Source organism: Sphingopyxis sp. A083, from assembly GCF_001468495.1.
GTDB lineage: Bacteria > Pseudomonadota > Alphaproteobacteria > Sphingomonadales > Sphingomonadaceae > Sphingopyxis > Sphingopyxis terrae.
The window spans coordinates 20,187-45,106 of the sequence record NZ_LNSK01000013.1 but is presented as its reverse complement, the minus strand read 5'-3'; the positions used below and the strand labels follow the sequence as shown (position 1 = coordinate 45,106).

Here is a 24,920-nt window from a genome sequence, read left to right as displayed (position 1 = left end):
TGATCTACGGGCGGGAGAGTGAGTGGCTACGCCCCTGCCGGATAATTGTGCGCTGCGTCAAGTCGCGCCAGGCTCTCGTCGCGTCCCAATAGCAGCAAGACGTCGAAAATGCCCGGAGAAACGGTGCGGCCGGTCAAGGCGGCGCGCAGCGGCTGAGCGAGCTTGCCGAGGCCGACACCGGCCGACTCGCTCGTTTCGCGCACCGCCGTCTCGATGGCATCGTGCGACCAGTCGTCCAGCGCGCGCAGGCGGTCGGTAACATTCGCCAGCAAGCCTTCGGGCGCTTCGGCGATCAGCGCGGCGGCTTTCTCTTCGATCGTCAGCGGACGCACCGCAAACAGGAAGACGGCGCCCTCGGCAATTTCGTCCAATGTCTTCGCGCGCGGCTTGAGCACGTCCATCGCGCGCGCCAGCAAGGCGCGGTCGTCGCTGTCGAGCGCGCGCCCGACCAGCGTCTCGACCCGCGGCGCCACCAGGCCGGCGAGCCGGGCATCGTCGGCCTCGCGGATATAATGGCCGTTCAGATTTTCGAGCTTCTTGAAATCGAAGCGCGACGGCGAGCGGCCGACATTGGCAAGATCGAACCATTCGACCGCCTGCTCGCGGCTGATGATTTCGGCATCGCCATGCCCCCAGCCAAGGCGAAGCAGATAATTGTTCACCGCCTCGGGCAGATAGCCAAGCTCGTCGCGATAGGCATCGACGCCGAGCGCGCCGTGGCGTTTCGACAGCTTTGCGCCATCGGCGCCGTGGATCAACGGGACGTGTGCATAAACCGGCTCGCGCCACGCCATCGCGCGGATCAGCGCGAGCTGGCGGAAGGCGTTGTTCAGGTGATCGTCACCACGGATGACATGCGTGATCCCCATGTCGTTATCGTCGACGACGACGCTGAGCATATAGGTCGGGGTGCCGTCGCTGCGCAGCAGGATGAAATCGTCGAGCTCGGCATTCTGGACCGTCACCTCGCCCTGCACGCGATCGTGGATCGTCACCGCGCCATCTTGCGGCGCGCGCAAGCGAATGACGTGCGGGGCGGCGGGATCGCCGTCGTCACGGTCGCGCCACGGGCTGCGGACGCGGAAGGGGATGCGCTTTTCCTGTGCTTCGGCACGCATCGCGGCCAGTTCATCCTGCGTCAAATAGCAGCGATAGGCCGCGCCCTTGGCAAGCAGCTCGTGCGCAACCTCGGCATGGCGCGCCGCACGCGCGAACTGATAGACGGTCTCGCCGTCCCAATCGAGGTCGAGCCACTGCATCCCGTCGAGGATCGCGTCGATGGCGGCGTCGGTTGAGCGTGCGCGGTCGGTATCCTCGATCCGCAGCAGGAACTTGCCGCCGTGATGGCGCGCGAAAAGCCAGTTGAACAGCGCGGTCCGCGCGCCGCCGATGTGCAGATATCCCGTGGGGGAGGGGGCGAAGCGGGTGACGACGGCGGCGCCCGTCGCTTCGGGGGTCGCTTCTGCCAATTCGGTTTTGTTTTCGGTTGCCACTCTGGCCTCTTTCACTCAGGCTGCCGGCCGCGGAACAGGGACCGCGGCGGATTTCGGGGCTGCCCCTAGCATGGCGACAAGCACGCTTCAAACGCCCATTGCCGCGCGGACGCTTTCATGGTTCGGCGCTTTGCCGGCGGCGCTCGAGACGCGGCTGGAGGTCGAGTGCGAGCGGCTGCCGCTCTGGTTTCCTGTGGCCTTCGGCGCGGGGATCGCGCTGTGGTTCGCCTTGCCGACGATGGCGCAATGGATCGGGCTTCTTTGCGCCTTGACGGGGGGCATGGCCTTCGGCCTGGCAATCGGCTGGCAGACCCGCGTTGGCCGCGCCCTGACGATCGGTTGCGGGGTTGCCGCGGCAGGGCTGCTGCTGATCTGGGGCCGCGCGCTGTGGGTCGAGGCGCCGGTGCTCGCGCGGCCGGTGACGACCGAATTTTCGGCGCGGGTCGAAGCGGCCGAGCCTTTGCCGGCGCGCGCGCAATTGCGGCTTGTCGTGCGGCCGCTCGCGCGCCCCGATCTGCCGCCGCGCCTGCGGCTCACGCTGCGCGGCGACCAGCGGCGCCCAATTGTGCCGGGGACGATGATCGGCGTGCACGCGCGGCTGATGCCGCCGCCAACCGCGAGCCTGCCCGGCGGCTATGATTTTGCGCAGCGCGCCTGGTTCGATCGCATCGGCGCGGTCGGAACAGTGCTTGGCGATGTCATGCTGCCGTCAGGTGCCGAGCAGGCACGCCAGCCGCTGCGCGCGCGGCTGAGCGAGCATATCCATCGCCAGGTTGCGGGGTCGCCGGGCGGTGTCGCGTCGGCGCTGGTAACGGGCGATCGCGGCGCGATCACGCCCGAGGACGAGGAGGCGATGCGGCGCAGCGGGCTGGCGCATCTGCTGTCGATCAGCGGACTGCACGTCACTGCGGTGGTCGGCTTCGCGATGCTGCTCGCCATGCGATTGCTGGCGCTCAGCCCGCGGCTCGCGCTCGCAGGCTATGTGTTGCCGCTTGCCGCCGCCGCCGGGGCGCTCGCGGGCGGCGGCTATACGTGGTTGGCTGGCGCCGAGGTGCCGACGCTGCGGTCGTTGATCGCGGCGTTACTGGTCCTGGCGGCGATCCTGCTGGGGCGCGAGGCGATTACCCTGCGGCTCGTCGCTGCCGGCGCCCTGCTTGTGCTGCTATGGCGGCCCGAGGCGCTGGTCGGGCCGAGTTTCCAGCTCAGCTTCGCGGCGGTAACCGCGATCGTCGCGCTCCACGAAAGCCGCGCGATGCAGCGCTTCGTCGCGCGGCGCGAGGAGCCATTTGCCTTCCGCTTCGGGCGCGGCGTCGCCGGCCTGCTGATCACCGGCATCGTAGTCGAGGTCGCCTTGTCGCCGATCGCGCTGTTCCATTTCCACAAGGCGGGGCTTTACGGCGCGCTCGCCAATGTCCTCGCCATCCCGCTGACGACCTTCGTCATCATGCCGGCGGAGGCTTTGGCGCTGCTGTTCGACGCGGTGGGGGCGGGGGCGCCCTTCTGGTGGGTGGCCGATCATGCGCTGCGCTTGCTCATCGGGCTCGCGCATCATGTCGCCGCGGCGCCCGGCGCCGTCACCACCTTGCCCGTTTTTCCGCCATGGGCTTTCGGGGTCGCGATGGCGGGCGGGTTGTGGATATTGCTGTGGCGCAGCGGGTGGCGCTGGGCAGGCGCCGTGCCGCTGGTAGCGGGAATGGCGGTGCTGCTCGCACAGCCGCGCCCCGACCTGCTCGTGACCGGCGACGGGCGGCATATCGCAGCCGCCGTGCCGGGCGGCGGCTATGCCATGCTGCGCGATCGTGCCGGCGATTTCGTACGCGACGCGATGGCCGAAGCGGCGGGGATCGACACGCCGCTCGTCGCGCTTGGCGATCTCGACCATGTCGACTGCAATCGCGATTTCTGTCGCTGGACACAGGGCAGGGGCGATGCGCCGCGCGTCATCCTCGCCGCGCATGGGCGCGACCGGATCGCGGGTGAGGAGATGGCGGCCGCCTGCGCCGCCGCCGATGTGGTCATCAGCGAACGCTGGCTACCGCGCGAATGCGTCGCGCGCTGGCTGACGATCGACCGCGACACGCTGGAACAAAGCGGCGGCCTTGCGTTCTATCTGGGCGCGAAGCCGCGGCTCGTTTCGGCGCTGCGCGCGGGCGATGCGCATCCTTGGCGCCGCCCGCACCAGCTTAGTGGTAACGACGAAGCAGTCCCGACAGCCGACCTTGCACCATGACGCGATCGGCTTCGTAGCGCTGGGGTTCATAGGCGCTGTTGGCGGGATCGAGGCGCACCATCCGGCCTTCGCGATGGAAATATTTGAGCGTTGCGTCCTGTCCATCGACGAGCGCGACGACGATATCACCCTCGCGCGCGGTACTCGCCTTCTGGATCAGCGCATAATCGCCGTCGAAAATCCCCGCCTCGACCATCGAGTCGCCCGATACTTCGAGCGCATAATGTTCGCCCGCGCCGAGCAACGCGGCGGGAACGGCGAGCCGGTTATAATCCTCGAACGCCTCGATCGGGACGCCCGCGGCAATCTTGCCGTGCAGCGGCACTTCGATAATGTCGTTCGCGGCGATGGGCTTCAGCGCCGGTGCGGGCTTGCGCAGCGGTACCACATTGTCACTGTCGCTCCGCGTTTTGGGCTTGGCCGCGTCGGGCAGCTTCAACACTTCGAGCGCGCGCGCACGATTGGGCAGGCGGCGCAGGAAGCCGCGTTCTTCGAGCGCGCTGATCAGCCGGTGGATGCCCGATTTCGACTTGAGGCCCAGCGCCTCCTTCATTTCCTCGAACGACGGCGAGATGCCGCTGGCGTCGAGCCGTTCCTGGATGAAGTGGAGCAGTTCATGCTGCTTCGCGGTCAACATCGGTCGTTCTCCATGATGGCGTTGCCGGACATAAGGGGAACGATAGTGGAACAGACCGGAACTTGTCAAGCGATCGCGATATAGTTTGCAAGCGCGCCTGCCGTGCAGGGCGCCGCGCCGATATCGCGGACGATCAGCGCGTTCGCCGCGATCAGCGGTTGCGTCTGACCGCTGTCCTGTCCGTCGCAGGGGGTGAGCAGTCCCTTTTCGAGGCGCGCGCGCAAATAATCGCGCCGCGTCCCGCCGGTACCGAGTGGCACCGCGAGCGGGGCCTGGCCGACCTCCGGAAACGGCGCGGCCGCCCCGGCAAGGTAGCGGACGAGCGGCAGCAGAAAGAGCGTCGCGGTCACGAACGCCGAGGACGGATTGCCCGGCAGGCCGAGCAGGATCGCGTCGCCGATCCGGCCGGCGATCAGCGGCTTGCCGGGGCGCATCGCGATCTTCCAGAAATCGAGCTGCCCGCCCGCATCGTCAAGCGCGCCGCGGACATGGTCGTGATCGCCCACCGACGCGCCGCCAACGGTAACGATGACATCGTGCCGCCGCGCCATATCGCCCAATATGTTGGCGAGAACGCCGCGGTCGTCGCGCGCGCGCAGCGGCAGCGTGACGTCGGCGGGTTCGGCGGCGAGCATCGCGGCGAGCATCGTGCCGTTGCTGTCGGGTATCTGGCCGGGCGCGAGCGCACGCCCGGGCGCGACCAGTTCGTCGCCTGTCGTCAGGATCGCGACGCGCGGGCGCCCCCCGACAATCAGCTCGCCCGCGCCGCCCATGATAGCGGCGGCGAGCGCCCCGGGAGCGAGGCGACATCCCGCCGTGAGCAAATGCGCGCCCGCTGCAAAATCGCTTGCCCGGGCGCGGACATGGCGTCCACGCGACGCGGGGCGATCGCCGGTGAGCGTCAGGCGCGCGCCGTCGGCGGTGACATCTTCCTGAACCACCACCGTATCTGCATTGTCGGGCAGCATCGCGCCGGTGAAGATGCGGATCGCTTCGCCGGGGCCGAGCGCGTGGGCGGGCGCGGTGCCGGCGGCGACTTCGCCGGCGATCGTCCACGGGCCGGGCATATCGGCAAAGCGGATCGCATAGCCGTCCATCGCCGACAGCGCCGCCGCGGGCTGGTCGCGCCCGGCGACGACGTCCTGCGCAAGGTAGCGCCCGGCGCATTGCGCCACGCCGATATTGTCGGCGCCGAGCGGCGGCTTCAGCGCCAGCAGCCGCGCCTGGGCCTCCTCGACCGCGAGCAGCGCGCTCATGCGGCGCGCCAGTCGCCCGACCGGCCGCCGCTCTTTTCGAGCAGGCGGATATCGCCGAGCACCATCGCGCGGTCGAGCGCCTTCGCCATGTCGTAGAGCGTCAGCAATGCGACGGACGCGGCGGTTAGCGCCTCCATCTCGACCCCCGTCGGCCCGGTCGTCGCGGCGGTCGCGCGGACCGAAATGCCGTCGGCTTCCCAGTCGAATTCGACCGCGACGCTGGTCAACGCCAGCGGGTGGCAAAGCGGGATCAGCTCGGCGGTACGCTTGGCCGCCATGATCCCGGCGATGCGCGCGGTCGACAGCACATCGCCCTTGGGCGCGTTGCCGGCGCGGATCGCGGCGAGCGCTTCGGGCGCCATCGCGATGCGACCGCTGGCGACGGCGCGCCGACCGGTCGCGGCCTTCGCGCCGACATCGACCATATGCGCCGCGCCGCTTTCGTCGAGATGTGTTGGTCGGTTCGTCATCGATGCGGTCCTTTGTCAGTGCGCTTCGGACAGCGGAAAGGACACGGACACGCGTGTGCCCTTACCGACTTCGCTTTGAATATCGAGCTGGCCGTTATGCCGTTCGCTGATGTGCTTGACGATCGCCAGCCCCAGCCCGGTGCCGCCGACCGAGCGGCTGCGTGCTTCGTCTACGCGGTAGAAGCGTTCGGTGAGGCGCGGGAGGTGATCGGGCGCGATGCCTTCGCCTTCGTCCTGGACCGCCAAACGGACGCGGCGGCCCTCGCGCGTCAGTTCGACCGTCACCGGGGTGCCGGGGCGGCCGTATTTCATCGCGTTGGAGACGATATTGTGGACGAGTTGGCCGAGCTGCGCCGCGTCGCCCAGCACCGGCTGCGCTGCATCGCCGAGGCGATCGGCAATGTCCTGCGGCCGCGCCTCTGCACTGTCCTTCATCTGCGCAAGCGTATGGCGGACGATGGCGGCGAAATCGACCGGGGTGGTCGGGCGGCGGAAGCGATCGGCTTCGACGCGCGAGATCGACAGCAGGTCGATGACAAGCTGCTGCATCCGCCGCGCCTCGCGCTCGATGATCGCGAGGAAACGGTTGCGCGTCGGCGCATCGGCCTCGTCGTTCATGTCTTGCAATGTCTCGACATAACCGAGGATCGCGGCAAGCGGCGTGCGCAGTTCGTGACTGGCGTTGGCGACGAAATCGGACCGCATGCGGTCGGCGGCATCGATCGCCGAGCGGTCGGACAAAAAGATGATGCGGCCGCCGTGCGACAGCGTCGCGATCCGCATCGTCCAGCGCTGGCCGGGCCGCGGATAGTCGGCGAGATCGACGGTCATCGCGCCCGTGTCGACGTCGCCTGCCGACAGCCATTCGGCCGCCACCGGATGGCGGATCGCGGTGCGGATGTCGGCGCCGACGATGTGGCGTCCGAGCAGGCGAACCGCTGCATCGTTGGCGATGGCGACGACATTGTCGATTACCCCCAGCACCGGTTCGCGCTCCTGATCGGCCCAGCGGGTGAAATCGGGATGGCGCAGCAGCAGCGGCGGTTCGACGGGGACGGGAGAGGCGACGGCAGGCGGCGCGGCGGCAGGCGGCGGCTGCGCGCCATAGACGATGACCGCGCCGAGCGCTCCGGCGAGCGCAAGGATCGCGATCGAGGCGAGGTCGCCGCCGACAAGCGCCGCGAAAATCGCCGCGACGGCGACAAGCGTCAGCGCCGCAACCAGGCTGGACAGGCGGTCGAACATCGACGCTGCGCCTCGCACGAAGCGGCGCGGCGCGCAAGGCGCTTCGCGGGGAGAGTCGGGGGGAGCCGGGAAGGCGGGCGTTCAGCCAACCGCTTTGTGCTCCCCGGCGAAGGCCGGGGCCCAGGCCTTTACAGCACCAACGTCGGCGTTCGACGCTCTGGATCCCGGCCTTCGCCGGGGAACACAATATCGACGCTGGATTACTACCTGTTCGTCATCCCGGACTTGATCCGGGATCCATTGTTCCAACGCTGGGTGAATGGATCCCGGATCAAGTCCGGGATGACGAAGGAGAATATCCTCTCTGTCGCGCAGCCACAACAAGGATCGAATGGCAAACATCGGTCGCCAGCGATTCTTCGGATCCGTCCGCACGACCTTAACGCCTTTGCGCAGCCTGTCCCAAAGCGGGAAGGGCGCGGGAGGCGGCCGGTCTTTTGCTTTTCCTAAAGGCTTCACTGGTTTAATGCGCGGCCATGGAAGACAGCGACATCCCGACCGAAGCGCCCGCGACCGGCGACGAAGCCGTTCCCTCGCGGCGCAAGATGCTCGCGCTCGGCGCGGTCGGCGTGTCGGCGGCGCTGACCATCCGCCCCGCCTTTGCACAGACCGCGGTATCGGTGATGAACTGCCAGATTCCGGTGCCCGACGCATCGGCCGCCGGCCGCTACATCGACGCGGCGGGCAAGCTTGTCCCGCCGGGGACCCAGGGGGCGTTTCCGGGCGCGCCGCGGCCGTTCACCGGCGAGGAAGTGAAGCGCGCCTTTCGCGGCCAGACGCTGCCGGGCACCAGCTACAACCAGTCGCAGGCCTATCTGCAATATATCCGGCGCTTGCAGGCGGGGCAGAGCGGCTTTACCTGTTTCGCATCCATCCAGATGCCGCGCTGATCGTCGCTCCCCCCTTTGCGATGATGGTTCGCCGGCATCGCAGACAAAGGGACAGATGTGAAACTAGCTTCGCTGAAAGCCGGGCGCGACGGCCGGCTCGTCGTCGTTTCGGACGACCTCGCCTGGTATGCCGATGCGACCCATATCGCGCCGACGCTGCAGGCGGCGCTTGACGACTGGGCGGAAACGGCGCCGCGGCTGAAGGCGCTTGCCGAAGATATCAATCACGAGGCGATCCCGCGCGAGCGCTTTCACGAGCGCGACGCTGCATCGCCGCTGCCGCGCGCCTATCAATGGGCCGATGGCAGCGCCTACGTGAACCATGTCGCGCTGGTGCGGCAGGCGCGCGGCGCCGAAATGCCCGAAAGTTTCTGGCACGATCCGCTGATGTATCAGGGCGGCAGCGATGCCTTTCTGGCGCCGCGCGATCCGATCCCGCTCAGCGATCCGGCGTGGGGCTGCGACATGGAGGCCGAGGTGGTGGTCGTCACCGGCGACGTGCCCATGGGCGTCGATGCCGAAACGGCGCGGAGCCACATTCTGCTCGTCGGCCTGACCAACGACGTGTCGCTGCGCGGGCTGATCCCTGGCGAACTGGCCAAGGGCTTCGGCTTTTTTCAGTCGAAGCCGTCGAGTGCGATGTCGCCGGTGTTCGTTACACCCGACGCGCTCGGCGACCGGTGGCAGGACGGCAAGCTGCACGGCACGCTGTGCGTCGATCTCAACGGCCAGCCGCTCGGCCGCGCCGATGCCGGCGTCGACATGACCTTCGACTTCGGCCAGCTGATCGCCCATGCCGCGAAAACGCGCGACCTGCGCGCGGGGACGATCATCGGATCGGGGACGGTGTCGAACCGCGACGCCGATGGCGGACCCGGCAAACCGATCGGCGAGGGCGGGCTCGGCTACAGCTGTCTTGCCGAAGTGCGGACGGTCGAGACAATCCGCGACGGCGAAGCGAAAACCCCCTTCATGCAGGCGGGTGATACGGTGCGGATCTGGATGGACGACGAGCGCCACCACAGCATCTTCGGCGCGATCGAACAGACGGTCGCCTGACGCGCCGGCAGCAAAAAAGGGGCGGGAATGATCCCGCCCCTTTTTTGTTGGGTTTGCGATGCGGCGTTCGTCAGGGCTTGCCGCCGCCGAGACTGCCGCCCGACATTGCATCGCTGAGCGAGCAGGCCGCCGGGCCCAGGATGACGATGAACAGCACCGGCAGGATGAACAGGATCAGCGGTACCGTCATGATCGCGGGCAGGCGCGCGGCCTTTTCTTCGGCGCGCATCATGCGTTCGTTGCGGAATTCCGCCGACAGGACACGCAGCGCGCTGGCAAGCGGCGTCCCGTATTTTTCGGTCTGGATCATGGTGGTGACCACGCCCTTCACCGATTCGAGGTTCACGCGATACGCCAGATTTTCGAACGCTTGCCGCCGTTCGGTCAGGAAGCCGAGTTCGATCGAAGTCAGCGCGAATTCCTCGCCCAGTTCGGGATAGGCACGGCCGAGCTCCTTCGACACGCGGGAAAAGGCCGAGTCGACGGTCAGACCCGCTTCGGCGCAGATGACCAGCAGGTCGAGCGCGTCGGGAAGGCCCTTGCGGATCGCGTCGGTGCGCTTTTGCCGCTTGTTCTGGATGAACAGGTCGGGCGCCTTGTAACCGAGGATGAGCATGGCCATCGTCGCGCCCGAACGCTTGAACGGCGTCAGGTCGGGCCACATGTCGACCCAATAGATGAGCAATGCCGCGATACCGCCGAAGACGATCGGCAGGACGAGGCGGCCGAAAATGACCGCGACGGCCAGATCCTTCGACCGGATGCCGGCCTGCGCCAGCTTTTGCTGCACTTCCTTGATCTGGCTGTCCTGCAGCACCTGCAGCTTGCCGAGGAAGGTGCGCATCTTGTCGGCAGTATGGTTCTTGCGGACGAGGCGCGCGCGGCGCTTGGCGGTCGAGGCGGTGATCCCCGCCTTCAGCTGTTCGCGGCGATCGTTGAGCGCCTTCACGCGCTTCGCCATCGGGTCGCGAACGGTCAGCGCGCCGTAAATGGCCACCATGACCGCGAAGATGCCGACCGCAACGAGCATGGTCGAGGCCCAGACGACGTCGACGCCCAATAGCGTCGGGCCGGGCTGCGATCCGGAGAAGGCGGTGAGGAGGAGGGTGCTGTTCATGCTGCGTCCTTCCTCAGATTTCGAACGAGATCATGCGCGACATGATGAAGGCGCCGATGCTCATCCACACCAGACCGCCCAGGCCAGCGACGATCAGCCGCTGTTCGAAGAAGAAGCCCTGAAGATAGCCGGGGTTCATCGACCAGACGACGCCGAAGACGAAGAACGGCAGGGCGCCGACGATATAGGCCGAAGCCTTGGCTTCCGAAGACATCGCCTTGATCTTCAGCTTCATCTGCGCGCGCTTGCGCAGCACGTCCGACAGATTGGCCAGCGTTTCGGCAAGATTACCGCCCGTTTCGCGCTGGATCGCGATGGTGATGCAGAAGAACTGGAATTCGGGCGTGCCCAGCATTTCTGCCGATTCCTGCAACGCCTGTTCCATCGTGTTGCCGATGCGAATGCGTTCGACGATCCCGCGAAACTCCTCGCCGACGGGGCCGGGCAGTTCCTGGCTCACCACCTGAAAGGTTTCGGTTACGGGAAGCCCCGATTTCAGGCCGCGAACGAGCAGGTCGATCGCGTCGGGAAAGCGTGCGTTGAATTTGAGGACGCGCTTTTTGATGATCCGCCCGACCACCATATGCGGAAGCCCAACCCCGGCGAGCAGCCCGAACATCAGCGCCAGCATGAAAGGCGCACGCACGGACAGCATGCCGCCCGCAACGACGACGAACAATGCCATCGACGCGAACATATATTTGCTGAGCGTCCAGCCCTTGCCGGTCCGGCGAAGGCGCAGTTCCATCAACTCGCGCCGCGGCATCAGGCTGCTGATGCTGGTGTTGCCGCTATTGCCAGCGGCAGCGATTGTCTTGCGCATCTGGGCCGCGACGACCGCCTCGGTCGAAGCCGCGTGGCGATCCTTCACCGACGACAGGCGGCGGGTCTTGGCCTTGCCGGCAGAAGGTCCGGCAAAAGCCAGCGCCAGCATGCCGACCGCCAGCAACGCGGCGCCGAATGTTAGGATGATTGGCAGGTTCATGATCGCCCTTTGCCCCGTTCCCGCTGTGGTCGCGGCGGGGGCCGGCCTGCGCCAGCCCCCGTCACGTGCTTATTTCGCGCCTTTTTTGACGAGTGTACCCAGACCGCCCAGCTTGCCGAGCAGCGAGCTGCCCGATTTTGCTTTCGCCGGTGCCACCTCTTCGGCTTCGGCATCGGCCCCGTCGAGGATGACGCGCGTCAGATTGGCCCAGACCTGGCCGGCCTTGGTTCCCTTGCACACCTCGGCATAGGATTTGCCGAGCTTGGCCGCCTGCGCGACAAGCTTGGGGTCGAAGGGGACGACGACATCGATCGCGCGCTCGATCGACGATTCGAATTCCTTGCGCGACAATTCGCCGATCGTGGTCTGGAACTTGTTCGCGACGAGCACGACGCGCGCGCCCGGCACATTTTGCTTGAACCACGACAGGAGACGGATCGTATCGCGCGCCGAAGCCAGCGTGACGTCGGTGACGAGCAGGATCGTCCCGCATTCCGACACGAGGTGCGGGAAGGGGATGAGAACCTGACGCGGAATATCGACGATCGTCATCTCGAACGCGTTCCGCAGCTCTTCCTCGAGCTGATAGAAGGCCGAACCGTCGGTCATCACCGGCTGGTGGATCGGCGCTTCGGCCGACAGCAGGCTGAGCTTGTCCGAGGCGCGCACCATGGCGCGTTCGATGAACAGCCCGTCGATACGGCTGGGATTGTCGATCGCGTCGATCAGCCCGCGGCCGGGCTCAAGGTCGAGCGTCAGCGCACCGGTGCCGAAATGCACGTCGAGGTCGAGAAGCGCGGTCTGGCGGTCGGCCTGTTCGCTGATCGCCCAGGCGAGTGAGGTCGACACCATCGAGGCGCCGACGCCGCCGCGCACGCCGACGACCGCCATCATGTGGTGCGGCTTGTCGTCATGCATGTCGGCATGCTTGGGGGCCGAAAGGATCGCCTGCGCATTGGTCAGCGCGTCGCGGACCTGATCGAGTGACAGCGGTTTCAGGAGGTAATCCTGAATGCCGCTCGACAAGAGATCGCGATAGAGGCGAACGTCGTTGACCTGGCCCGCCGCGATGACGACGGTGCCGGGTTCGCAGACCTCCGCCAGCGCGTTGATGTCGTTGATCGGATCGCCCGACTCGGACATGTCGACGAACAGGATATTCGGGCTCGCAGAGACCGACAGCGACTGCACCGCGTTGCGCAGGCCGCCCTTGTTGCACTTCTCGATGGGCCAGCCCATGTCGGCGGCGGCGACGCGGATCAGCTCCAGCGTATCGTCGTCGCACACAAAGGCGTTGAACGGGTCACGCAGCCCGGCTGCTTTGAAAGGCGCGTTCACTGGCTGCCTCCTGCGTTGTTGCTCGTCGCCTGACCGCGCAGGTCGCCTGCGCCCGTCGGCGGTTTGTCGCGATAGGTCTTGATCGCTCGGGTGGCGGTCGTCGGATCATTGTCGCGCTCGCTGGTGCCCTTGATCAGATCATTGGGATCGGCGACCATCGCGGCCAGATTGCTGTTCGTCGCGCAGCCATAGTTGGCCGAGGTCGCGTTGTTGACGTTGATCGCCGAACGGCTCGACCAGTTGGGGCAGCTCGGCACCGAAGCCGAGGCACGCGTCACGATCACGCGAACATAGCCCGGCGCGACCGCGCCCGTCGTCACCGGCACATCGCCGCTGAGCAGCAGGCCGCGGCGTTCGACCATCTCGCGGATCGTTTCCTTCGCGCCGCTGCTGCCATAGGCCGACGGGTCCTCGATCGCGATACGGTCGCCGTAACGGACGTTCATGGCATCGAGCCAGCCCTGCAGACGGCCTTGCTCGCTGGGGGCGAGGTCACCGCCTGTCGCCGCGACGTCGAATTGGTAGATGTCGTTGCGCACGACCGGCTGATGCACCGATTCAAGGCTGCGATTGCTGTTCGCGGCGCCTGCGCAGCCGGCGAGAGTGGTTGCCAGCGCCAGGACGGTCCAAGTTGCGATTTTCTTCATCACGTTGCTCCTGTTTGCCAGCATCACTTCTTGAGGTTGAAGCCGGGCGCCGCATCGGGCGAGCCCGCGCGCGGCCGGTCGGCATCGTTCACCGAGGTGTCGAGGCGCGGTTTGGGACGATCGCCGCCCGTCACGCCATCGGTCTGCTGATTGAGCAGCAGACGCTGAAGGTCGCTTGCGTCCTGATAGCCATCGGTCGGCAGCTTGATCTCGTTCGCCGACACCGGCTTGACGAGATAGGGCGTCACCACGATCACCAGTTCGGTTTCGCCGCGGCGGAAGCTGTCCGATTTGAACAGCATGCCCAGGATCGGCACGTCGCCGAGGCCCGGCACCTTGTCGATGGCGCCGATCGAACGGTTGTTCATCAGGCCCGCGATCATGAAGCTTTCGCCCGAGCCGAGTTCGACCGTCGTTTCGGCGCGGCGGATGGTCAGCGCGGGGATCTGGAAGCCGTCCATTTCGATCGCGCCTTCGGTCGACAGTTCCGACACTTCGGGACGGACGCGCAGGCTGATGCGGCCGTTCGACAGCACCGTCGGTGTATAGGCCAGGCTGACGCCATATTTGCGATATTCGATCGTCGTGCCGGCGAAGTTGCCGGGGATCGGGATCGGGAATTCGCCGCCCGCCAGGAAGTCGGCGGTTTCACCCGAAATGGCCGTGAGGTTCGGCTGTGCCAACGTCACCACCATGCCCGAGCGTTCGCCGAGATCCAGCGAAGCCATCAGGTCCATGCCGAACAGGCGGCCGGCGGCCCCAAAGCTGTTGGTGCCCGTGGGAACATTGAAATTATAGGCGGTCGTGCCAGGCGCAACCGGCGGTTCGCCTTCGCCGGGATATAGGATCGAGCCCGGCGAGCGGCCGCGCACGATGCTGCCGAGGAAGCCGTTGCCCATCGCCCCGTCGCGATCGCGCGACAGCACGTTACCGCTGATTTCCTTGACGAGCGTGCGGTTCACTTCGGCGATGCGGACTTGCAGGTTGACCTGCAGCGGCGTCGCGGTGCGCAGGCGCGAAAGCACCTTCGTCTGTTCACCGACAAACGCCTGGACGAGGCGTTCGGCCTCGGCCGCATCGTCGGGCGACTGGACGGTGCCGGTCAGCAGGACGAAGCCGTTCATCGTGTTCGACTGGATCTTCGCGTCAGGCATTGCGAGCGCGAGCATCTGGTCAATCGTTTCGATATTGTTGCCGACGCGGGCAACGGTCGAATAGACAACGCGGCCGTTGCCGTCGGTCGCATAGATGCTCGTTTCACCCGGCGCCTTGCCGAAGATGTAGAGCTGGCGCGCCGAGCGGACCTGAACGTCGGCAACTTGGTCGTTGGCGACGAAAACGTCCGACATGGCGGCCGGCAGGCTGACCAGGCGGCCGCGGCCGACCGACAGGTCGATGCTGCTGCTGGCGTTCTGAATGGCCTGCGCGACGGCTTGCTGCGCCGGGGCGGAGATCAGCGTCGCTGCAACCAGGCCGATGGCCAGGGTGCGGGCGAGGGCCGCCGCCTTGAAATTGGCTTTGCTGTGCATCTTACTTACCCCCAACCGGAACTGCGGTCACTTTGTCACCACGGGTTACGCGAACCACCGGGCCGATCGGCACGGCGGCGGCCTGCGGGCTGCCGGCTGCCATCGGCATGCCGGCGGGCGGACGCGGCGCCGAGACCCGGCCGCTGACGGGAATCCAGAAGCGCGAGACGTCGCCGCCCGTGGTAGCGGTGCGCGACGGGGTCGGACGACCGGCGGCATCGGCCATCATCCGGCGCTCGGCCGCGCTGCCGCCCTTGGTCGGCACGTTCACGTCGCCCGACGCGATCGCCGCTTCGAGTTCGCCGGTGTTTTCGGCGAGCGGACGCAGCGCGAGCGATAGCTTGCCCATATTTTCGGCGACCGCGATGCGTTCGGCGATGTCGGGCGTTGCTTCCAGCGTCACCGAGCCGAAGGTGCGCACCGGCGTCTTGCCGGTTTCGTCTTCGGCGTCGTAGCGCTGGTCGGTGGCAAGGACGCGGACGTTCCGCACGATGGTTTCGGCGGTGTAGAGCTGGTCGTCGGGATAGGAACTGCCCTCCTTGACCGAGATCGTCTGCGCAAGCAGCACGTCGACGCGGTCGCCCGGGAAGACGAAACCGGCGACGCCCTGTTCCTGCGAAACCTTGACCGTGACGGCGCGCATGCCCGGTGCGAGAGCGGCGGCGAGGAAGCCGCGGTCATCGGGATGGACGAGCGAGCCCTGGGTCAGCGGCTGGCCGGCGGTGATCGGGTAGCGCACGACGGTGCCCACCAGCGTATTCACGTCGGTCTTGTCCTTCAGGAAATAGGCCTTCTCGACCAGCTCCTTCGGCCACGGCTGATAGCGGAAGCTGTCGGGGCCGATGATCGTGCCCGTCGGCAGCTGCCGCGTCGCGACGAGGATCATGGGGCCGTTGATTTCGGGCGCCGCTGCTGCGCGCGCCGTCGGTGCGGAGGAACCCCGCATCATCTGGTTGACCCCGAACGCCGCGCCGATCGCAATGATCAACGCGCCGACGATCAGCATAATCTTTCGCGTATCCATGACGGTTTTTCGCCTCCTACACCCACCGGACGCGGGGATGCTTGCCCTCAGGTCGATCCGATAAACTGAAACTGGTTAAGATAGTGTTGGTGAAGCGCCCAAAGGCCCCCGACGGCGATCGCGAGTCCGTAGGGAACCTCTATCGCTTTGTCCGAAGGACGAATTTTGGACTGAATCAGCATCGCAGCCGACAGGATTCCGCCCCCGATCGCCATGATGGTCAGCATGGGAAAGTACAAATAAAGTGGAATCCAGAGCATCACGGCGCCGATCATCTTCACATCACCGCCGCCCATCGCTCCCAGAGCGAAGAGACCGGCGAACACCGCGAAGACCGCAAAGGCGGCGCCGAACTGCATCGGCATGTCGGGCCAGAATGCCATGCCCGACACTATCCAGAAGGGGATAGCGAAGAGGGCGATGGTCGCATTGAGGCCGTTCGAGATAGTGCGCGAGCGCAGGTCGCTGACCGCCGCGGCGATCATCAACAAGGCGAGCAGCCCCATCAGGCCCAATGCGATGATTTTCTGGTCCATGCCGCCGCTGTAGCGACTATGGCTTATCAAATAGTAACCATGAGTGTGCGCCCGCCGGGTTGCATTCCGCGGGCCAGCGGATATGCGGCGTCGCATGTCCGACCCGCGCCCTTCCTCCACCGACGTGCTGATCGTCGGCGCGGGCATCGCCGGTGCAAGCGTCGCCGCCGCGCTGGCGCCGCACCGCCGCGTGCTGATGGTCGAGGCCGAGGAGGCGCCCGGCTATCATGCGACGGGCCGGTCGGCGGCCTTCTGGCACGAAAGCTATGGCGGCCCCGGCGTGCAACCGCTGTCCGCTGCGTCGTTCGATGCGCTGGCGCGGCCGGCAGCCGATTTTTCCGACAAGCCTTTCCTGACGCCGCGCACCGCGCTGACCATCGGTCGCGGCGGCGCGGAGACCGCGGCGGTCGATGCCTTCGTTGCCGAATTTCGCGCCAAGGGGGTTGTGATCGACCGCATGGGTTTCGATGCGATGGCGGCGCTGGTGCCCGGTCTGCGATCCGAATGGACCGCCGCCGCCTATGAAGCGGCGTGCAGCGACATCGACGTCGGCGCGTTGCATGCGGCCTATCTGCGCGCGGCGAAGCGCGGCGGGGCGGTGCTTGCGCCGCGCGCGCGTTTCGACGGTGCGCGCCGGGTCACCGGCGGCTGGGAGGTCAGCGTCGGGGGCGAAACACTGCGCGCCGAGCTGATCGTCGATGCCGCAGGCGCATGGGCCGATATGGTCGCTGCGCGCTGCGGGATCGCGCCGGTCGGCATCCAGCCCTATCGCCGGACGGTGGCGCAGCTTCGCCTGGACGTGCCCATCACCGCTGACTTGCCGCTGATCGTCCATGTCGGCGGCGACTTTTATTTCAAGGGCGCCGGAGAGGGGCGCGTCTGGCTGAGCCCGCACGACGAGACGCCGTCCGAGCCGTGCGATGCCGCGCCCGAGGAGTGGGACGTGGCGGTCGCGATCGAACGGATGCAGTCGGTGGTCGACTGGCCCGTCGCCGCGGTCGAGCGCAAATGGGCCGGGCTGCGCAGCTTCGCCCCCGATCGCCTGCCGGTCTTCGGCGCCGACCCGGCCGAGCCCGCTTTCATCTGGTGCGCGGGGCAGGGCGGTTTCGGCATCCAGACGTCGCCCGCGATCGGCGCACTGCTCGCCGCACAGCTTGGCGCGCCGGCGCCGGGCGGGGCGATCGGTGCGGTCGATGCCTTCGCCTATGCGCCGGGCCGGTTCGGCGCGCGCTGACACTCGGCGCTTGCGCGCGCAAATCAGGGGTTTAGGATGCGGGAGCCGCGCCGCCCGTGGCGCGGCTGACCAGTGGAGGTACCCGTGGCCCATTATTTCGAGATCAAGAAGAACAAGGCCGGCGAGTTCGTCGCCTATTTCAAATATAACAGCGAAACGATCTTCTGGACCGAAGGCTATAGCAGCAAGGCATCGGCGAAGAACGCCATCGAGTCGATCAAAAAGAACGGCCCTGCCGCGGAAACCCGCGAAGCCGAATGATCCCGGCGGCGCGGGCGCATTTGGCGTCCGCGCCAGCTGGTACGCTCGAGCGAACTACAGCTTGGGCAGCGTGACCCCTTGTTGCCCCATATATTTGCCGGCGCGGTCGGCGTAGCTCGTCTCGCACGGTTCGTTCCCCTGCAGGAACAGGAACTGGCAGGCGCCTTCGTTGGCATAGATTTTGGCGGGCAGCGGGGTGGTGTTCGAAAACTCCAGCGTCACATGGCCCTCCCAACCGGGTTCGAGCGGGGTGACGTTGACGATGATGCCGCAGCGCGCATAGGTCGATTTGCCGAGGCAGATGACAAGGATGTCGCGGGGGATGCGGAAATATTCGACCGTCCGGGCGAGCGCGAAGCTGTTCGGCGGAATGATGCAAACATCGGTTTCGCGGTCGACGAAGCTGTTCGCGGCAAAATCCTTGGGATCGACGACCGCGCTGTCGACATTGGTGAAAATCTTGAATTCGGGCGCGACGCGCGCATCATAGCCGTAGGACGAGAGGCCGTAGCTGATGCAGCCGTCACGCCGCTGCGCCTCCACGAAGGGTTCGATCATGCCCTGCGTCCGGGCGGCTTCGCGAATCCATTTATCTGAAAGAATGCTCATGCCGCTGTCTTGTCGGTCCTCGGCGGCTTGCGCAAGCGGTCAGTCGGGGATCATCCCCAGATCCTTCGGCCCGAAGGCGGCGGGGAGCAGTTCGCTGAGGCGATAGGTGGTGACCGCGCTGCCGTCGCCCGAAGCGCAGTGGACGAGGATATCGGTTTTCGACCGTTCGGCGGCTTCGTTCAATATCTGGCGGCAGCGGCCGCAGGGGTTGACCGCATCGCTGCCGATCAGTGCATCGCCCTCGGGACGCCCGCCGACGATGGCGATCTCGGCGAGTTCGCCGATCCAGCCTTCGTTGGCGATCTTGGCGATGGCGGTCGTTTCGGCGCAGAGCGTCAGACCGTAGCTCGCGTTTTCGACATTGGCACCGGTCACGACATCGCCGTTTTTCAGCAGCAGCGCAGCGCCGACATGAAAGCCCGAATAGGGGGCGTAGGCGCGGCTCGCGGCGTCGCGCGCGGCATCGATCAGGGCATCGCGGGTGTCGGTCATTATTCCTGTCCTTCGGGTCGCAGCACGTTCCAGCCCACCGTTCCGCCGGCGCCGGTCAGCCGGACATAGTCGTTCGCCTGCCACATCGCCCAGGGGTGGGCGCCATAATCGGGTTCGAAAAAGTCGCGGCGCAGCCAGGTCGTGCGGGCAATTCCGGCGGTGACGCGATAATCGGCCTCGAAGGCGGGGCCGGGCGCGATCACGCTGCGCTTGCCGGTATGCGCCTCGATCTGCGCGAGGAAGGTCGCAAGTTCGCTGAGCAGCAGCGCGCGCGTCGGCCGGTCGGGGCAGCGGTCGTCATAGTCGAGCCATACCACCGGCGGCAGCGCATCGGCGCGGCGCGCGACGTGGCGGATGAAATTGGCCGCCTGGTCGGTTGCCAGCTTGCACAGGCTGTAGCGATGGATCGCGCCCACCTGCACGCCGACGACGCGCGCCTGCGCGGCGTTGCGGGCATATTGCGGATCGATGCCGTCGGCGCCGTCGGTCGCCATGACATAGGCGAAATCGGCGCCCGCCGCCTTGATCGAGCCCCAATGGACCTTGCCATTGTCGGCGGAGATGGTGACGCCCTGAATCGGATAGAGCGCGCGGTCGGGCGTCCAGCGCGCCGCCCACCACAGCGCGAGACCGGCGAGCAGCAGGACGAGGACGAACCCGCCGCCGATCCGGCGCGCCAGCCGGGCGGAGCGTGTCCGCCAGTCGGACAGGCCTTTCGTTGCGGTTTTGCCCTTTGTTTTTACCCCCGCGCGCATCGTCATCCCTTGATGTGAAGCACACAGATCAGCGTGAAGAGACGGCGCGCGGTGTCGAAATCGACCGCGATCTTGCCATCGAGCCGGTCCATCAGCATTTCGGCGGCCTCGTTGTGCAGCGCGCGGCGCGCCATGTCGACGGTCTCGATCTGCTGCGCGGTAGAGGTCTTGATCGCCTGATAATAGCTGTCGCAGATCGCGAAATAGTCGCGGATCGGACGGCGGAAGCGCCCGAGGCCGAGGATCACCGCTTCGAGCGGCGAGCCATCCTCGCGGCTGATCTCGAAGATCAGGCGCCCGTCCTCGACGCGGAGCATCAGGCGATAGGGGCCGGCATAGCCATCGGGGTGGCCGCGCTGCGGCACGAACTTGTTGTCCTCGATCAGATCGAAGATCGCGACACGCCGCTCCTGCTCGACATCGGGGTTGCGCCAGACGATCGAGCCCTCGTCGAGCTCTACCGAGATGATGCGCTGTTTCGATGGGTCGGCGTCGGTCATGCTGACCGTGCTTCTACTTGGCCGGGCGCGAAGGGCAAGGGCGACTTATTCACAGCATTCCACAGTTATGATAGGTTGATCGATATCGTCGATTGCGCCCGCCGCGCCTTCGACGCATGAAAGCTGCCATGCCCGAGCTTGCCCTTTTTCCTGCCCCGGTTCCCGCCGGGGACGAACGCCAATTGCCCCGCAATATCGAGGCCGAGGCCGCCTTTCTGGGCGCGATCCTGATCGATAACCGAGTCGTCGAGGATTTGCCCGTGCAATTGACTGCGGCGCATTTCTTCGAACCGCTGCATGGCCGCATCTTTGGGCAGGCAATGGCGCTGATCGAGCGCAACAGCATTGCGACGCCGGTGACGCTGAAGCCCTTCTTCGAAAATGACGAAGCGATAAAAGCGGTCGGCGGGGTCGGCTATCTGGCGCAACTGACCGGCAGCGGCGCGGGCCTGATCGGCGCGCGCGACTTCGCCCGGCAGATTTTCGACCTCGCGTTGCTGCGCGAACTGGTCGGCGTCGGACGCGGACTGGTCGAAGGTGCGCTCGACACGAGCGAAAGCGTCGATCCGCACGCGCAGATCGAGGAAGCCGAAACCGCGCTCTATCGCGTCGCGGGCGGCGAGGCCGAAATGGGGTCGGTCAAGAGCTTCAGCACCGCGAGCCTCACCGCCTTGCAAGCCGCCGAGCGCGCGCTCAATTCGGGCGGTCACCTGTCGGGGATCACGACAGGCATCGGCAGCATGAACGCCAAGATCGGCGGCATGCACAATTCGGATTTGATGATCCTCGCCGGGCGTCCGGGGATGGGCAAGACCTCGCTTGCGACCAATATCGCCTATAATGCCGCCGAACGCTGGCGGCGCGACGAGGAGGACGGGATTCCGCCCGAAAAGAATATGGGCGCCAAGGTTGCCTTCTTCAGCCTCGAAATGTCCGCCGACCAGCTCGCGACGCGTGTGCTCGCCGAACAGTCCGGGGTGTCGGGCGAGGCGCTGCGCATGGGCAAGATCAGCAAGGAGCAGTTCCAGCAATTGTCCCGCGCCGCGCAGGCGCTGCAGACGCTGCCGCTTTTCATCGACGATACGCCCGGCCTGACGATCGCCAGCCTGCGCACCCGCGCGCGCCGCCTGCAGCGCCGCCACGGCATCGGCTTCATCATCGTCGACTATTTGCAGCTGCTGCAGGGCTCGTCGAAGAGCGGCGACAATCGCGTGCAGGAAATTTCGGAAATTTCACGCGGATTGAAAACGCTGGCGAAAGAGCTTCACGTTCCGGTGATGGCGCTGTCGCAGCTCAGCCGTCAGGTCGAAAGCCGCGAGGACAAACGGCCGCAGCTCTCCGACCTTCGCGAATCGGGATCGATCGAACAGGACGCCGACATGGTGCTCTTCGTGTTCCGCGAGGATTATTATGTCGCCGCGCGCGAGCCCAAACGCCCGGTCGAGGGCGACGATATCAAGATCCACGCGGCGCATGAGGAATGGGCCGCCGAGATGGAGCGGGTCTTCGGCCTCGCCGAGGTGATCGTCGCCAAATCGCGTCACGGCTCGACCGGCAAGATTCGCCTGCACTTCGAGGCGAAGACGACGAAGTTCAGCGATCTGGCGGACGACAGCCAGGCCTATGCGGATTATGAGTAGATAGCCGTGCCCAGTGCCCCTGCGAAGGCAGGGGCCCATCACGAGGTTTTGCAATCAAAAGCCTGCGTCTGGCGAAGGGGCAGGAGATGGGCCCCTGCCTTCGCAGGGGCACGCGGGTCTGTTCTCAGAACGCCGGATCGTTCGCCGGATTATCGTCGATCGGCGTCACCGCTTCGTGGATGCCGCATTCGGTCTTGTCCCAGCCACGCCAGCGGCCCGCGCGCGGGTCTTCGCCCGGTTTGACCTTAGACGTGCAGGGCGAGCAGCCGATCGAGGGATAGCCCTCTGCCTCAAGCGGATGGCGCGGCAGATCGTGCTCGGCGAAATAATCGTCGAGCATTTCGCGCGTCCAGTTGGCGAGCGGGTTGAATTTCAGGCGGCCGGTGTTGCCGTCGAGCTCGAAGCGCGGCAGGCCTTGGCGCGTCGACGACTGGAAGCCCTTGCGGCCGGTGATCGACGTGTCGAAATCGGCGAGCGCCTTTTCGAGCGGTTTGACCTTGCGGATTTCGCAGCAGCCGTCGGGATCATACGACCAGCGCAGTTCGGTCGCGTCCTTTTCGGCGAGTTCGGCGGCATCGGGCGTGAGATTGACGAGATTGAGGCCGAGCCGCGCGGCAAGTTCGTCGCGATAGGCCAGCGTTTCGGGAAAATGCTTGCCCGTGTCGAGGAACAGCACCGGCATGTCGGGCGCGACGCGCGTCACGAGATGGAGCAGCACCGCGCTTTCGGCGCCGAAGCTCGACACGATCGCGGTGTCGCCGATCAGCCCCGCGCCGATCACGCTTGCAACCGCCTCGCCCGCGTCCTGGCCGCGGAACAGGTTGTTGAGACGGATGACATCGGCCTGCGTGAAACGCGGCGCGACGTCGATCCGGTCGCGGGTGCGGGGCTCGGCCTTCACCTCAGCCATGCCGCAGCTTCCAGATCGGCACGGCGCCGTCGGCGGCGGTCTGATAATGTTCGGGCCAGCGGCTCAGCGCCGCCTCGACATCGGCATTGTTGAGCGGCTTTTCGGGTGCGAAACTGTCGAAGCCGCAGCGCTTCATATAGGCGATCTGGTCGACCAGCACGTCGCCCTGCGCACGCAGTTCGCCAGCATAGCCCGCTTCGCGCAGGATGCGCGCCGACGAATAGCCGCGACCGTCGCGGAACTTGGGGAAAGCGACCTCGATCAGCGTCAACCGGTCGAGGTGTGGGATCAGCGCGCGCGCGTCCTCGTCGGGTTCGAGCCGCACCGCCGTCGCGTTCGATTGCGAAAGGAAGGCGTCGAGCGTGACGCAGGGCTCTTCGCCGTCGGTGTGCCACCCTTCCGCTTGCGGAAGGGGCTGATTATCGGCGCGTTCAACCATAGATCGCCTCCTTGAAGGGGGCCATGCCGACACGGCGGAAGGTGTCGACGAAGCGTTCGCCCTCGTCCCGCTCGGCGAGATATTTGTCGGTGACGCGTTCGATCGCATCGACGATGCCATCCTCGTCGAAACCGGGGCCGGTGATCGTGCCCAGCGACACATCCTCCGCGCCCGATCCGCCGAGCAGCAGCTGGTAGTTTTCGGTGCCCTTGCGGTCGACGCCCAGGATACCGATGTGGCCGGCATGGTGATGCCCGCAGGCGTTGATACAGCCCGAAATCTTGAGCTTGAGCTCACCCAGCTCCTTCTGGCGGCCGAGGTCGGAGAAGCGCGCCGCGATCTTCTGCGCGACCGGGATCGAACGCGCATTGGCGAGGCTGCAATAATCGAGGCCGGGGCAGGCGATGATGTCGCTGATCAGGTCGAGGTTCGGCGTCGCGAGCCCGGCCGCGTCGAGCTTTTGCCAGATCGCGTAGAGATCGGCCTTGCGGACGTGCGGCAGCACGATGTTCTGCGCGTGGGTGACGCGCAGTTCGTCATGGCTGTAGGCTTCGGCGAGGTCGGCCATCAGGTCGATCTGCGCCGAGCTGGCGTCACCCGGGATGCCGCCGACGGGCTTCAGGCTGATGTTGACGATCGCATGGCCCGGCACCTTGTGCGCGGCGACATTCTGGTCGACCCAGACCGCGAAGTCGGGGTCGCTGCGGTCGATTTCGTCGGGCGCCGACGCATCGAGCGCAGGCGGCGCGAACTGCTTGGCGATACGATCGAACTCGGCCTTCGGCGGATCGATGCCCAGCGACTTAACATGCGCGAATTCTTCTTCGACCTGGCGGCGATATTCGTCGGCGCCAAGCTCGTGGATCAGGATCTTGATCCGCGCCTTGTAGATATTGTCGCGGCGGCCGTAGCGGTTGTAGACGCGCAGGCATGCCTCGGCATAGCTCAGCATATCCTCGAGCGGCACGAAATCCTTGATCAGCGGCGCGATCATCGGGGTGCGGCCCATACCGCCACCGACATAGAATGCGGCGCCGTGGACGCCATCCTTCTCGACGATCTGGATGCCGATGTCGTGCAGCCGCATCGCGGCGCGATCTTCCTCGGCCGCGATGACGGCGATCTTGAACTTGCGCGGCAGATAGCTGAATTCGGGGTGGAAGCTCGACCATTGGCGCAGCAGCTCGGCCCACGGACGCGGATCGGTGATCTCGTCGGCGGCGGCGCCGGCCCACTGGTCCGAGCTGATGTTGCGGATGCAGTTGCCGCTCGTCTGGATCGCATGCATCTCGACCGACGCGAGATCGGCGAGGATCGCGGGCGCATCCTCCAGCTTGATCCAGTTATACTGGATATTCTGGCGCGTGGTGAAATGGCCGTAATCGCGGTCATATTTGCGCGCGATATGCGCGAGCATCCGCATCTGGCGGCTGTCGAGCGTTCCGTACGGCACCGCGACGCGCAGCATATAGGCGTGAAGCTGGAGATAGAGGCCGTTCATCAGGCGCAGCGGCTTGAACTGATCCTCGGTGATCTCACCGGCAAGGCGGCGCTTCACCTGGTCCGAAAATTCGGCAACGCGGGCATCGACCATCGCCTGGTCATATTGGTCATATTTATACAT

General features: G+C 66.2%; 25 protein-coding genes. 6 read left to right on the top strand and 19 right to left on the bottom strand.

The window, feature by feature from the left end; translation table 11 throughout:
• Window positions 1-26: 26 nt before the first annotated feature.
• On the bottom strand, window positions 27-1,493 hold the full coding sequence (gene gltX / locus ATE59_RS15895) for a glutamate--tRNA ligase (protein ID WP_058813271.1): 1,467 nt from the start codon (window positions 1,491-1,493) through the stop codon (window positions 27-29).
• 70 nt (window positions 1,494-1,563) lie between these two features.
• Between gltX and ATE59_RS15890 the strand changes: the two genes are divergently transcribed.
• Window positions 1,564-3,723 carry a ComEC/Rec2 family competence protein gene (locus ATE59_RS15890; RefSeq protein ID WP_058813270.1) on the top strand — a complete coding sequence of 720 codons (2,160 nt, stop codon included), beginning with the start codon at window positions 1,564-1,566 and terminating at the stop codon, window positions 3,721-3,723.
• Here ATE59_RS15890 and lexA read toward each other — a convergent pair.
• From lexA to ATE59_RS15870, 4 genes are all read right to left on the bottom strand, one after another.
• Entirely contained in the window at window positions 3,677-4,360 is a 684-nt protein-coding gene (gene lexA, locus ATE59_RS15885; protein ID WP_058813269.1) for a transcriptional repressor LexA, read from the bottom strand. The two genes, ATE59_RS15890 and lexA, sit on opposite strands and share 47 nt — an antisense overlap.
• A gap of 65 nt (window positions 4,361-4,425) precedes the next feature.
• On the bottom strand, window positions 4,426-5,616 hold the full coding sequence (locus ATE59_RS15880) for a molybdopterin molybdotransferase MoeA (RefSeq protein WP_058813268.1): 1,191 nt from the start codon (window positions 5,614-5,616) through the stop codon (window positions 4,426-4,428).
• Complete coding sequence (gene moaC, locus ATE59_RS15875) at window positions 5,613-6,086, bottom strand: cyclic pyranopterin monophosphate synthase MoaC (RefSeq protein WP_058813267.1); 474 nt, start codon at window positions 6,084-6,086, stop codon at window positions 5,613-5,615. Before moaC ends, ATE59_RS15880 begins: the two co-directional genes overlap by 4 nt.
• 15 nt (window positions 6,087-6,101) lie before the next feature.
• Entirely contained in the window at window positions 6,102-7,331 is a 1,230-nt protein-coding gene (locus ATE59_RS15870) for a sensor histidine kinase (protein ID WP_058813266.1), read from the bottom strand.
• A 476-nt stretch (window positions 7,332-7,807) separates the two neighbouring features.
• Between ATE59_RS15870 and ATE59_RS15865 the strand changes: the two genes are divergently transcribed.
• Together ATE59_RS15865 and ATE59_RS15860 are read left to right on the top strand one after the other, a co-directional pair.
• A complete protein-coding gene (locus ATE59_RS15865; RefSeq protein WP_058813265.1) occupies window positions 7,808-8,221 on the top strand; it encodes a hypothetical protein in 414 nt (137 codons plus the stop codon).
• A 57-nt stretch (window positions 8,222-8,278) separates the two neighbouring features.
• Window positions 8,279-9,280 (top strand): fumarylacetoacetate hydrolase family protein, encoded by a 1,002-nt coding sequence (locus tag ATE59_RS15860; RefSeq protein ID WP_058813264.1) that lies wholly within the window; start codon window positions 8,279-8,281, stop codon window positions 9,278-9,280.
• 70 nt (window positions 9,281-9,350) lie between these two features.
• Here ATE59_RS15860 and ATE59_RS15855 read toward each other — a convergent pair whose 3' ends face one another.
• The 7 genes from ATE59_RS15855 to ATE59_RS15825 all read right to left on the bottom strand — a co-directional run bounded on the left by ATE59_RS15855 (window position 9,351) and on the right by ATE59_RS15825 (window position 16,456).
• Window positions 9,351-10,397 carry a type II secretion system F family protein gene (locus ATE59_RS15855; protein ID WP_058813263.1) on the bottom strand — a complete coding sequence of 349 codons (1,047 nt, stop codon included), beginning with the start codon at window positions 10,395-10,397 and terminating at the stop codon, window positions 9,351-9,353.
• A 13-nt stretch (window positions 10,398-10,410) separates the two neighbouring features.
• Complete coding sequence (locus tag ATE59_RS15850) at window positions 10,411-11,382, bottom strand: type II secretion system F family protein (protein WP_058813262.1); 972 nt, start codon at window positions 11,380-11,382, stop codon at window positions 10,411-10,413.
• A 69-nt stretch (window positions 11,383-11,451) separates the two neighbouring features.
• Window positions 11,452-12,720, bottom strand: a complete 1,269-nt coding sequence (locus ATE59_RS15845; RefSeq protein WP_058813261.1) for a pilus assembly protein CpaE — start codon at window positions 12,718-12,720, stop codon at window positions 11,452-11,454.
• The gene (locus ATE59_RS15840; protein WP_058813298.1) at window positions 12,717-13,367 is read right to left on the bottom strand and encodes a CpaD family pilus assembly protein; all 651 of its coding nucleotides are present in this window, start codon (window positions 13,365-13,367) and stop codon (window positions 12,717-12,719) included. The genes ATE59_RS15845 and ATE59_RS15840 overlap by 4 nt, the downstream gene beginning before the upstream one ends.
• Before the next feature lie 23 nt (window positions 13,368-13,390).
• The gene (locus ATE59_RS15835; RefSeq protein ID WP_058813260.1) at window positions 13,391-14,896 is read right to left on the bottom strand and encodes a type II and III secretion system protein family protein; all 1,506 of its coding nucleotides are present in this window, start codon (window positions 14,894-14,896) and stop codon (window positions 13,391-13,393) included.
• A 1-nt stretch (window position 14,897) separates the two neighbouring features.
• Window positions 14,898-15,920, bottom strand: a complete 1,023-nt coding sequence (cpaB, locus tag ATE59_RS15830; protein WP_058813259.1) for a Flp pilus assembly protein CpaB — start codon at window positions 15,918-15,920, stop codon at window positions 14,898-14,900.
• Between the two features lie 47 nt (window positions 15,921-15,967).
• Complete coding sequence (locus ATE59_RS15825; RefSeq protein WP_058813258.1) at window positions 15,968-16,456, bottom strand: A24 family peptidase; 489 nt, start codon at window positions 16,454-16,456, stop codon at window positions 15,968-15,970.
• Window positions 16,457-16,550: 94 nt separating this feature from the next.
• Between ATE59_RS15825 and ATE59_RS15820 the strand changes: the two genes are divergently transcribed.
• Together ATE59_RS15820 and ATE59_RS15815 are read left to right on the top strand one after the other, a co-directional pair.
• Window positions 16,551-17,690 carry an NAD(P)/FAD-dependent oxidoreductase gene (locus tag ATE59_RS15820; protein ID WP_058813257.1) on the top strand — a complete coding sequence of 380 codons (1,140 nt, stop codon included), beginning with the start codon at window positions 16,551-16,553 and terminating at the stop codon, window positions 17,688-17,690.
• 84 nt (window positions 17,691-17,774) lie between these two features.
• The gene (locus ATE59_RS15815; protein WP_082657463.1) at window positions 17,775-17,951 is read left to right on the top strand and encodes a YegP family protein; all 177 of its coding nucleotides are present in this window, start codon (window positions 17,775-17,777) and stop codon (window positions 17,949-17,951) included.
• Window positions 17,952-18,005: 54 nt separating this feature from the next.
• Here the strand turns inward: ATE59_RS15815 and dcd are convergent, their stop codons facing one another.
• The 4 genes from dcd to ATE59_RS15795 are packed head-to-tail and all read right to left on the bottom strand — an operon-like array spanning window position 18,006 to window position 20,307.
• Entirely contained in the window at window positions 18,006-18,560 is a 555-nt protein-coding gene (dcd, locus tag ATE59_RS15810) for a dCTP deaminase (protein WP_058813255.1), read from the bottom strand.
• Between the two features lie 39 nt (window positions 18,561-18,599).
• Complete coding sequence (locus ATE59_RS15805; RefSeq protein WP_058813254.1) at window positions 18,600-19,052, bottom strand: cytidine deaminase; 453 nt, start codon at window positions 19,050-19,052, stop codon at window positions 18,600-18,602.
• On the bottom strand, window positions 19,052-19,813 hold the full coding sequence (locus ATE59_RS15800) for a glycoside hydrolase family 25 protein (protein WP_231737457.1): 762 nt from the start codon (window positions 19,811-19,813) through the stop codon (window positions 19,052-19,054). The genes ATE59_RS15805 and ATE59_RS15800 overlap by 1 nt, the downstream gene beginning before the upstream one ends.
• Complete coding sequence (locus ATE59_RS15795; RefSeq protein ID WP_003044535.1) at window positions 19,810-20,307, bottom strand: UPF0262 family protein; 498 nt, start codon at window positions 20,305-20,307, stop codon at window positions 19,810-19,812. Before ATE59_RS15795 ends, ATE59_RS15800 begins: the two co-directional genes overlap by 4 nt.
• A gap of 128 nt (window positions 20,308-20,435) precedes the next feature.
• Between ATE59_RS15795 and ATE59_RS15790 the strand changes: the two genes are divergently transcribed.
• The gene (locus ATE59_RS15790) at window positions 20,436-21,947 is read left to right on the top strand and encodes a replicative DNA helicase (RefSeq protein ID WP_058813253.1); all 1,512 of its coding nucleotides are present in this window, start codon (window positions 20,436-20,438) and stop codon (window positions 21,945-21,947) included.
• Window positions 21,948-22,071: 124 nt separating this feature from the next.
• On the opposite strand, the gene ATE59_RS15785 is transcribed toward ATE59_RS15790, so the two are convergent.
• The 3 genes from ATE59_RS15785 to ATE59_RS15775 are packed head-to-tail and all read right to left on the bottom strand — an operon-like array spanning window position 22,072 to window position 24,920.
• Window positions 22,072-22,857, bottom strand: a complete 786-nt coding sequence (locus ATE59_RS15785) for a phosphoadenylyl-sulfate reductase (protein ID WP_058813252.1) — start codon at window positions 22,855-22,857, stop codon at window positions 22,072-22,074.
• Complete coding sequence (locus ATE59_RS15780) at window positions 22,850-23,296, bottom strand: DUF934 domain-containing protein (RefSeq protein ID WP_058813251.1); 447 nt, start codon at window positions 23,294-23,296, stop codon at window positions 22,850-22,852. The genes ATE59_RS15785 and ATE59_RS15780 overlap by 8 nt, the downstream gene beginning before the upstream one ends.
• Complete coding sequence (locus tag ATE59_RS15775; protein WP_058813250.1) at window positions 23,289-24,920, bottom strand: nitrite/sulfite reductase; 1,632 nt, start codon at window positions 24,918-24,920, stop codon at window positions 23,289-23,291. The genes ATE59_RS15780 and ATE59_RS15775 overlap by 8 nt, the downstream gene beginning before the upstream one ends.

Bases quoted from the DNA above. Each gene is read 5' to 3' on its own strand.
- ATE59_RS15890 (WP_058813270.1), top strand. From the start codon at position 1,564: ATGGCGACAAGCACGCTTCAAACGCCCATTGCCGCGCGGACGCTTTCA.
- lexA (WP_058813269.1), bottom strand. From the start codon at position 4,360: ATGTTGACCGCGAAGCAGCATGAACTGCTCCACTTCATCCAGGAACGG.
- ATE59_RS15880 (WP_058813268.1), bottom strand. From the start codon at position 5,616: ATGAGCGCGCTGCTCGCGGTCGAGGAGGCCCAGGCGCGGCTGCTGGCG.
- moaC (WP_058813267.1), bottom strand. From the start codon at position 6,086: ATGACGAACCGACCAACACATCTCGACGAAAGCGGCGCGGCGCATATG.
- ATE59_RS15870 (WP_058813266.1), bottom strand. From the start codon at position 7,331: ATGTTCGACCGCCTGTCCAGCCTGGTTGCGGCGCTGACGCTTGTCGCC.
- ATE59_RS15865 (WP_058813265.1), top strand. From the start codon at position 7,808: ATGGAAGACAGCGACATCCCGACCGAAGCGCCCGCGACCGGCGACGAA.
- ATE59_RS15855 (WP_058813263.1), bottom strand. From the start codon at position 10,397: ATGAACAGCACCCTCCTCCTCACCGCCTTCTCCGGATCGCAGCCCGGC.
- ATE59_RS15850 (WP_058813262.1), bottom strand. From the start codon at position 11,382: ATGAACCTGCCAATCATCCTAACATTCGGCGCCGCGTTGCTGGCGGTC.
- ATE59_RS15840 (WP_058813298.1), bottom strand. From the start codon at position 13,367: ATGAAGAAAATCGCAACTTGGACCGTCCTGGCGCTGGCAACCACTCTC.
- ATE59_RS15835 (WP_058813260.1), bottom strand. From the start codon at position 14,896: ATGCACAGCAAAGCCAATTTCAAGGCGGCGGCCCTCGCCCGCACCCTG.
- cpaB (WP_058813259.1), bottom strand. From the start codon at position 15,920: ATGGATACGCGAAAGATTATGCTGATCGTCGGCGCGTTGATCATTGCG.
- ATE59_RS15825 (WP_058813258.1), bottom strand. From the start codon at position 16,456: ATGGACCAGAAAATCATCGCATTGGGCCTGATGGGGCTGCTCGCCTTG.
- ATE59_RS15820 (WP_058813257.1), top strand. From the start codon at position 16,551: ATGTCCGACCCGCGCCCTTCCTCCACCGACGTGCTGATCGTCGGCGCG.
- dcd (WP_058813255.1), bottom strand. From the start codon at position 18,560: ATGAGCATTCTTTCAGATAAATGGATTCGCGAAGCCGCCCGGACGCAG.
- ATE59_RS15805 (WP_058813254.1), bottom strand. From the start codon at position 19,052: ATGACCGACACCCGCGATGCCCTGATCGATGCCGCGCGCGACGCCGCG.
- ATE59_RS15800 (WP_231737457.1), bottom strand. From the start codon at position 19,813: ATGACGATGCGCGCGGGGGTAAAAACAAAGGGCAAAACCGCAACGAAA.
- ATE59_RS15795 (WP_003044535.1), bottom strand. From the start codon at position 20,307: ATGACCGACGCCGACCCATCGAAACAGCGCATCATCTCGGTAGAGCTC.
- ATE59_RS15790 (WP_058813253.1), top strand. From the start codon at position 20,436: ATGCCCGAGCTTGCCCTTTTTCCTGCCCCGGTTCCCGCCGGGGACGAA.
- ATE59_RS15785 (WP_058813252.1), bottom strand. From the start codon at position 22,857: ATGGCTGAGGTGAAGGCCGAGCCCCGCACCCGCGACCGGATCGACGTC.
- ATE59_RS15780 (WP_058813251.1), bottom strand. From the start codon at position 23,296: ATGGTTGAACGCGCCGATAATCAGCCCCTTCCGCAAGCGGAAGGGTGG.
- ATE59_RS15775 (WP_058813250.1), bottom strand. From the start codon at position 24,920: ATGTATAAATATGACCAATATGACCAGGCGATGGTCGATGCCCGCGTT.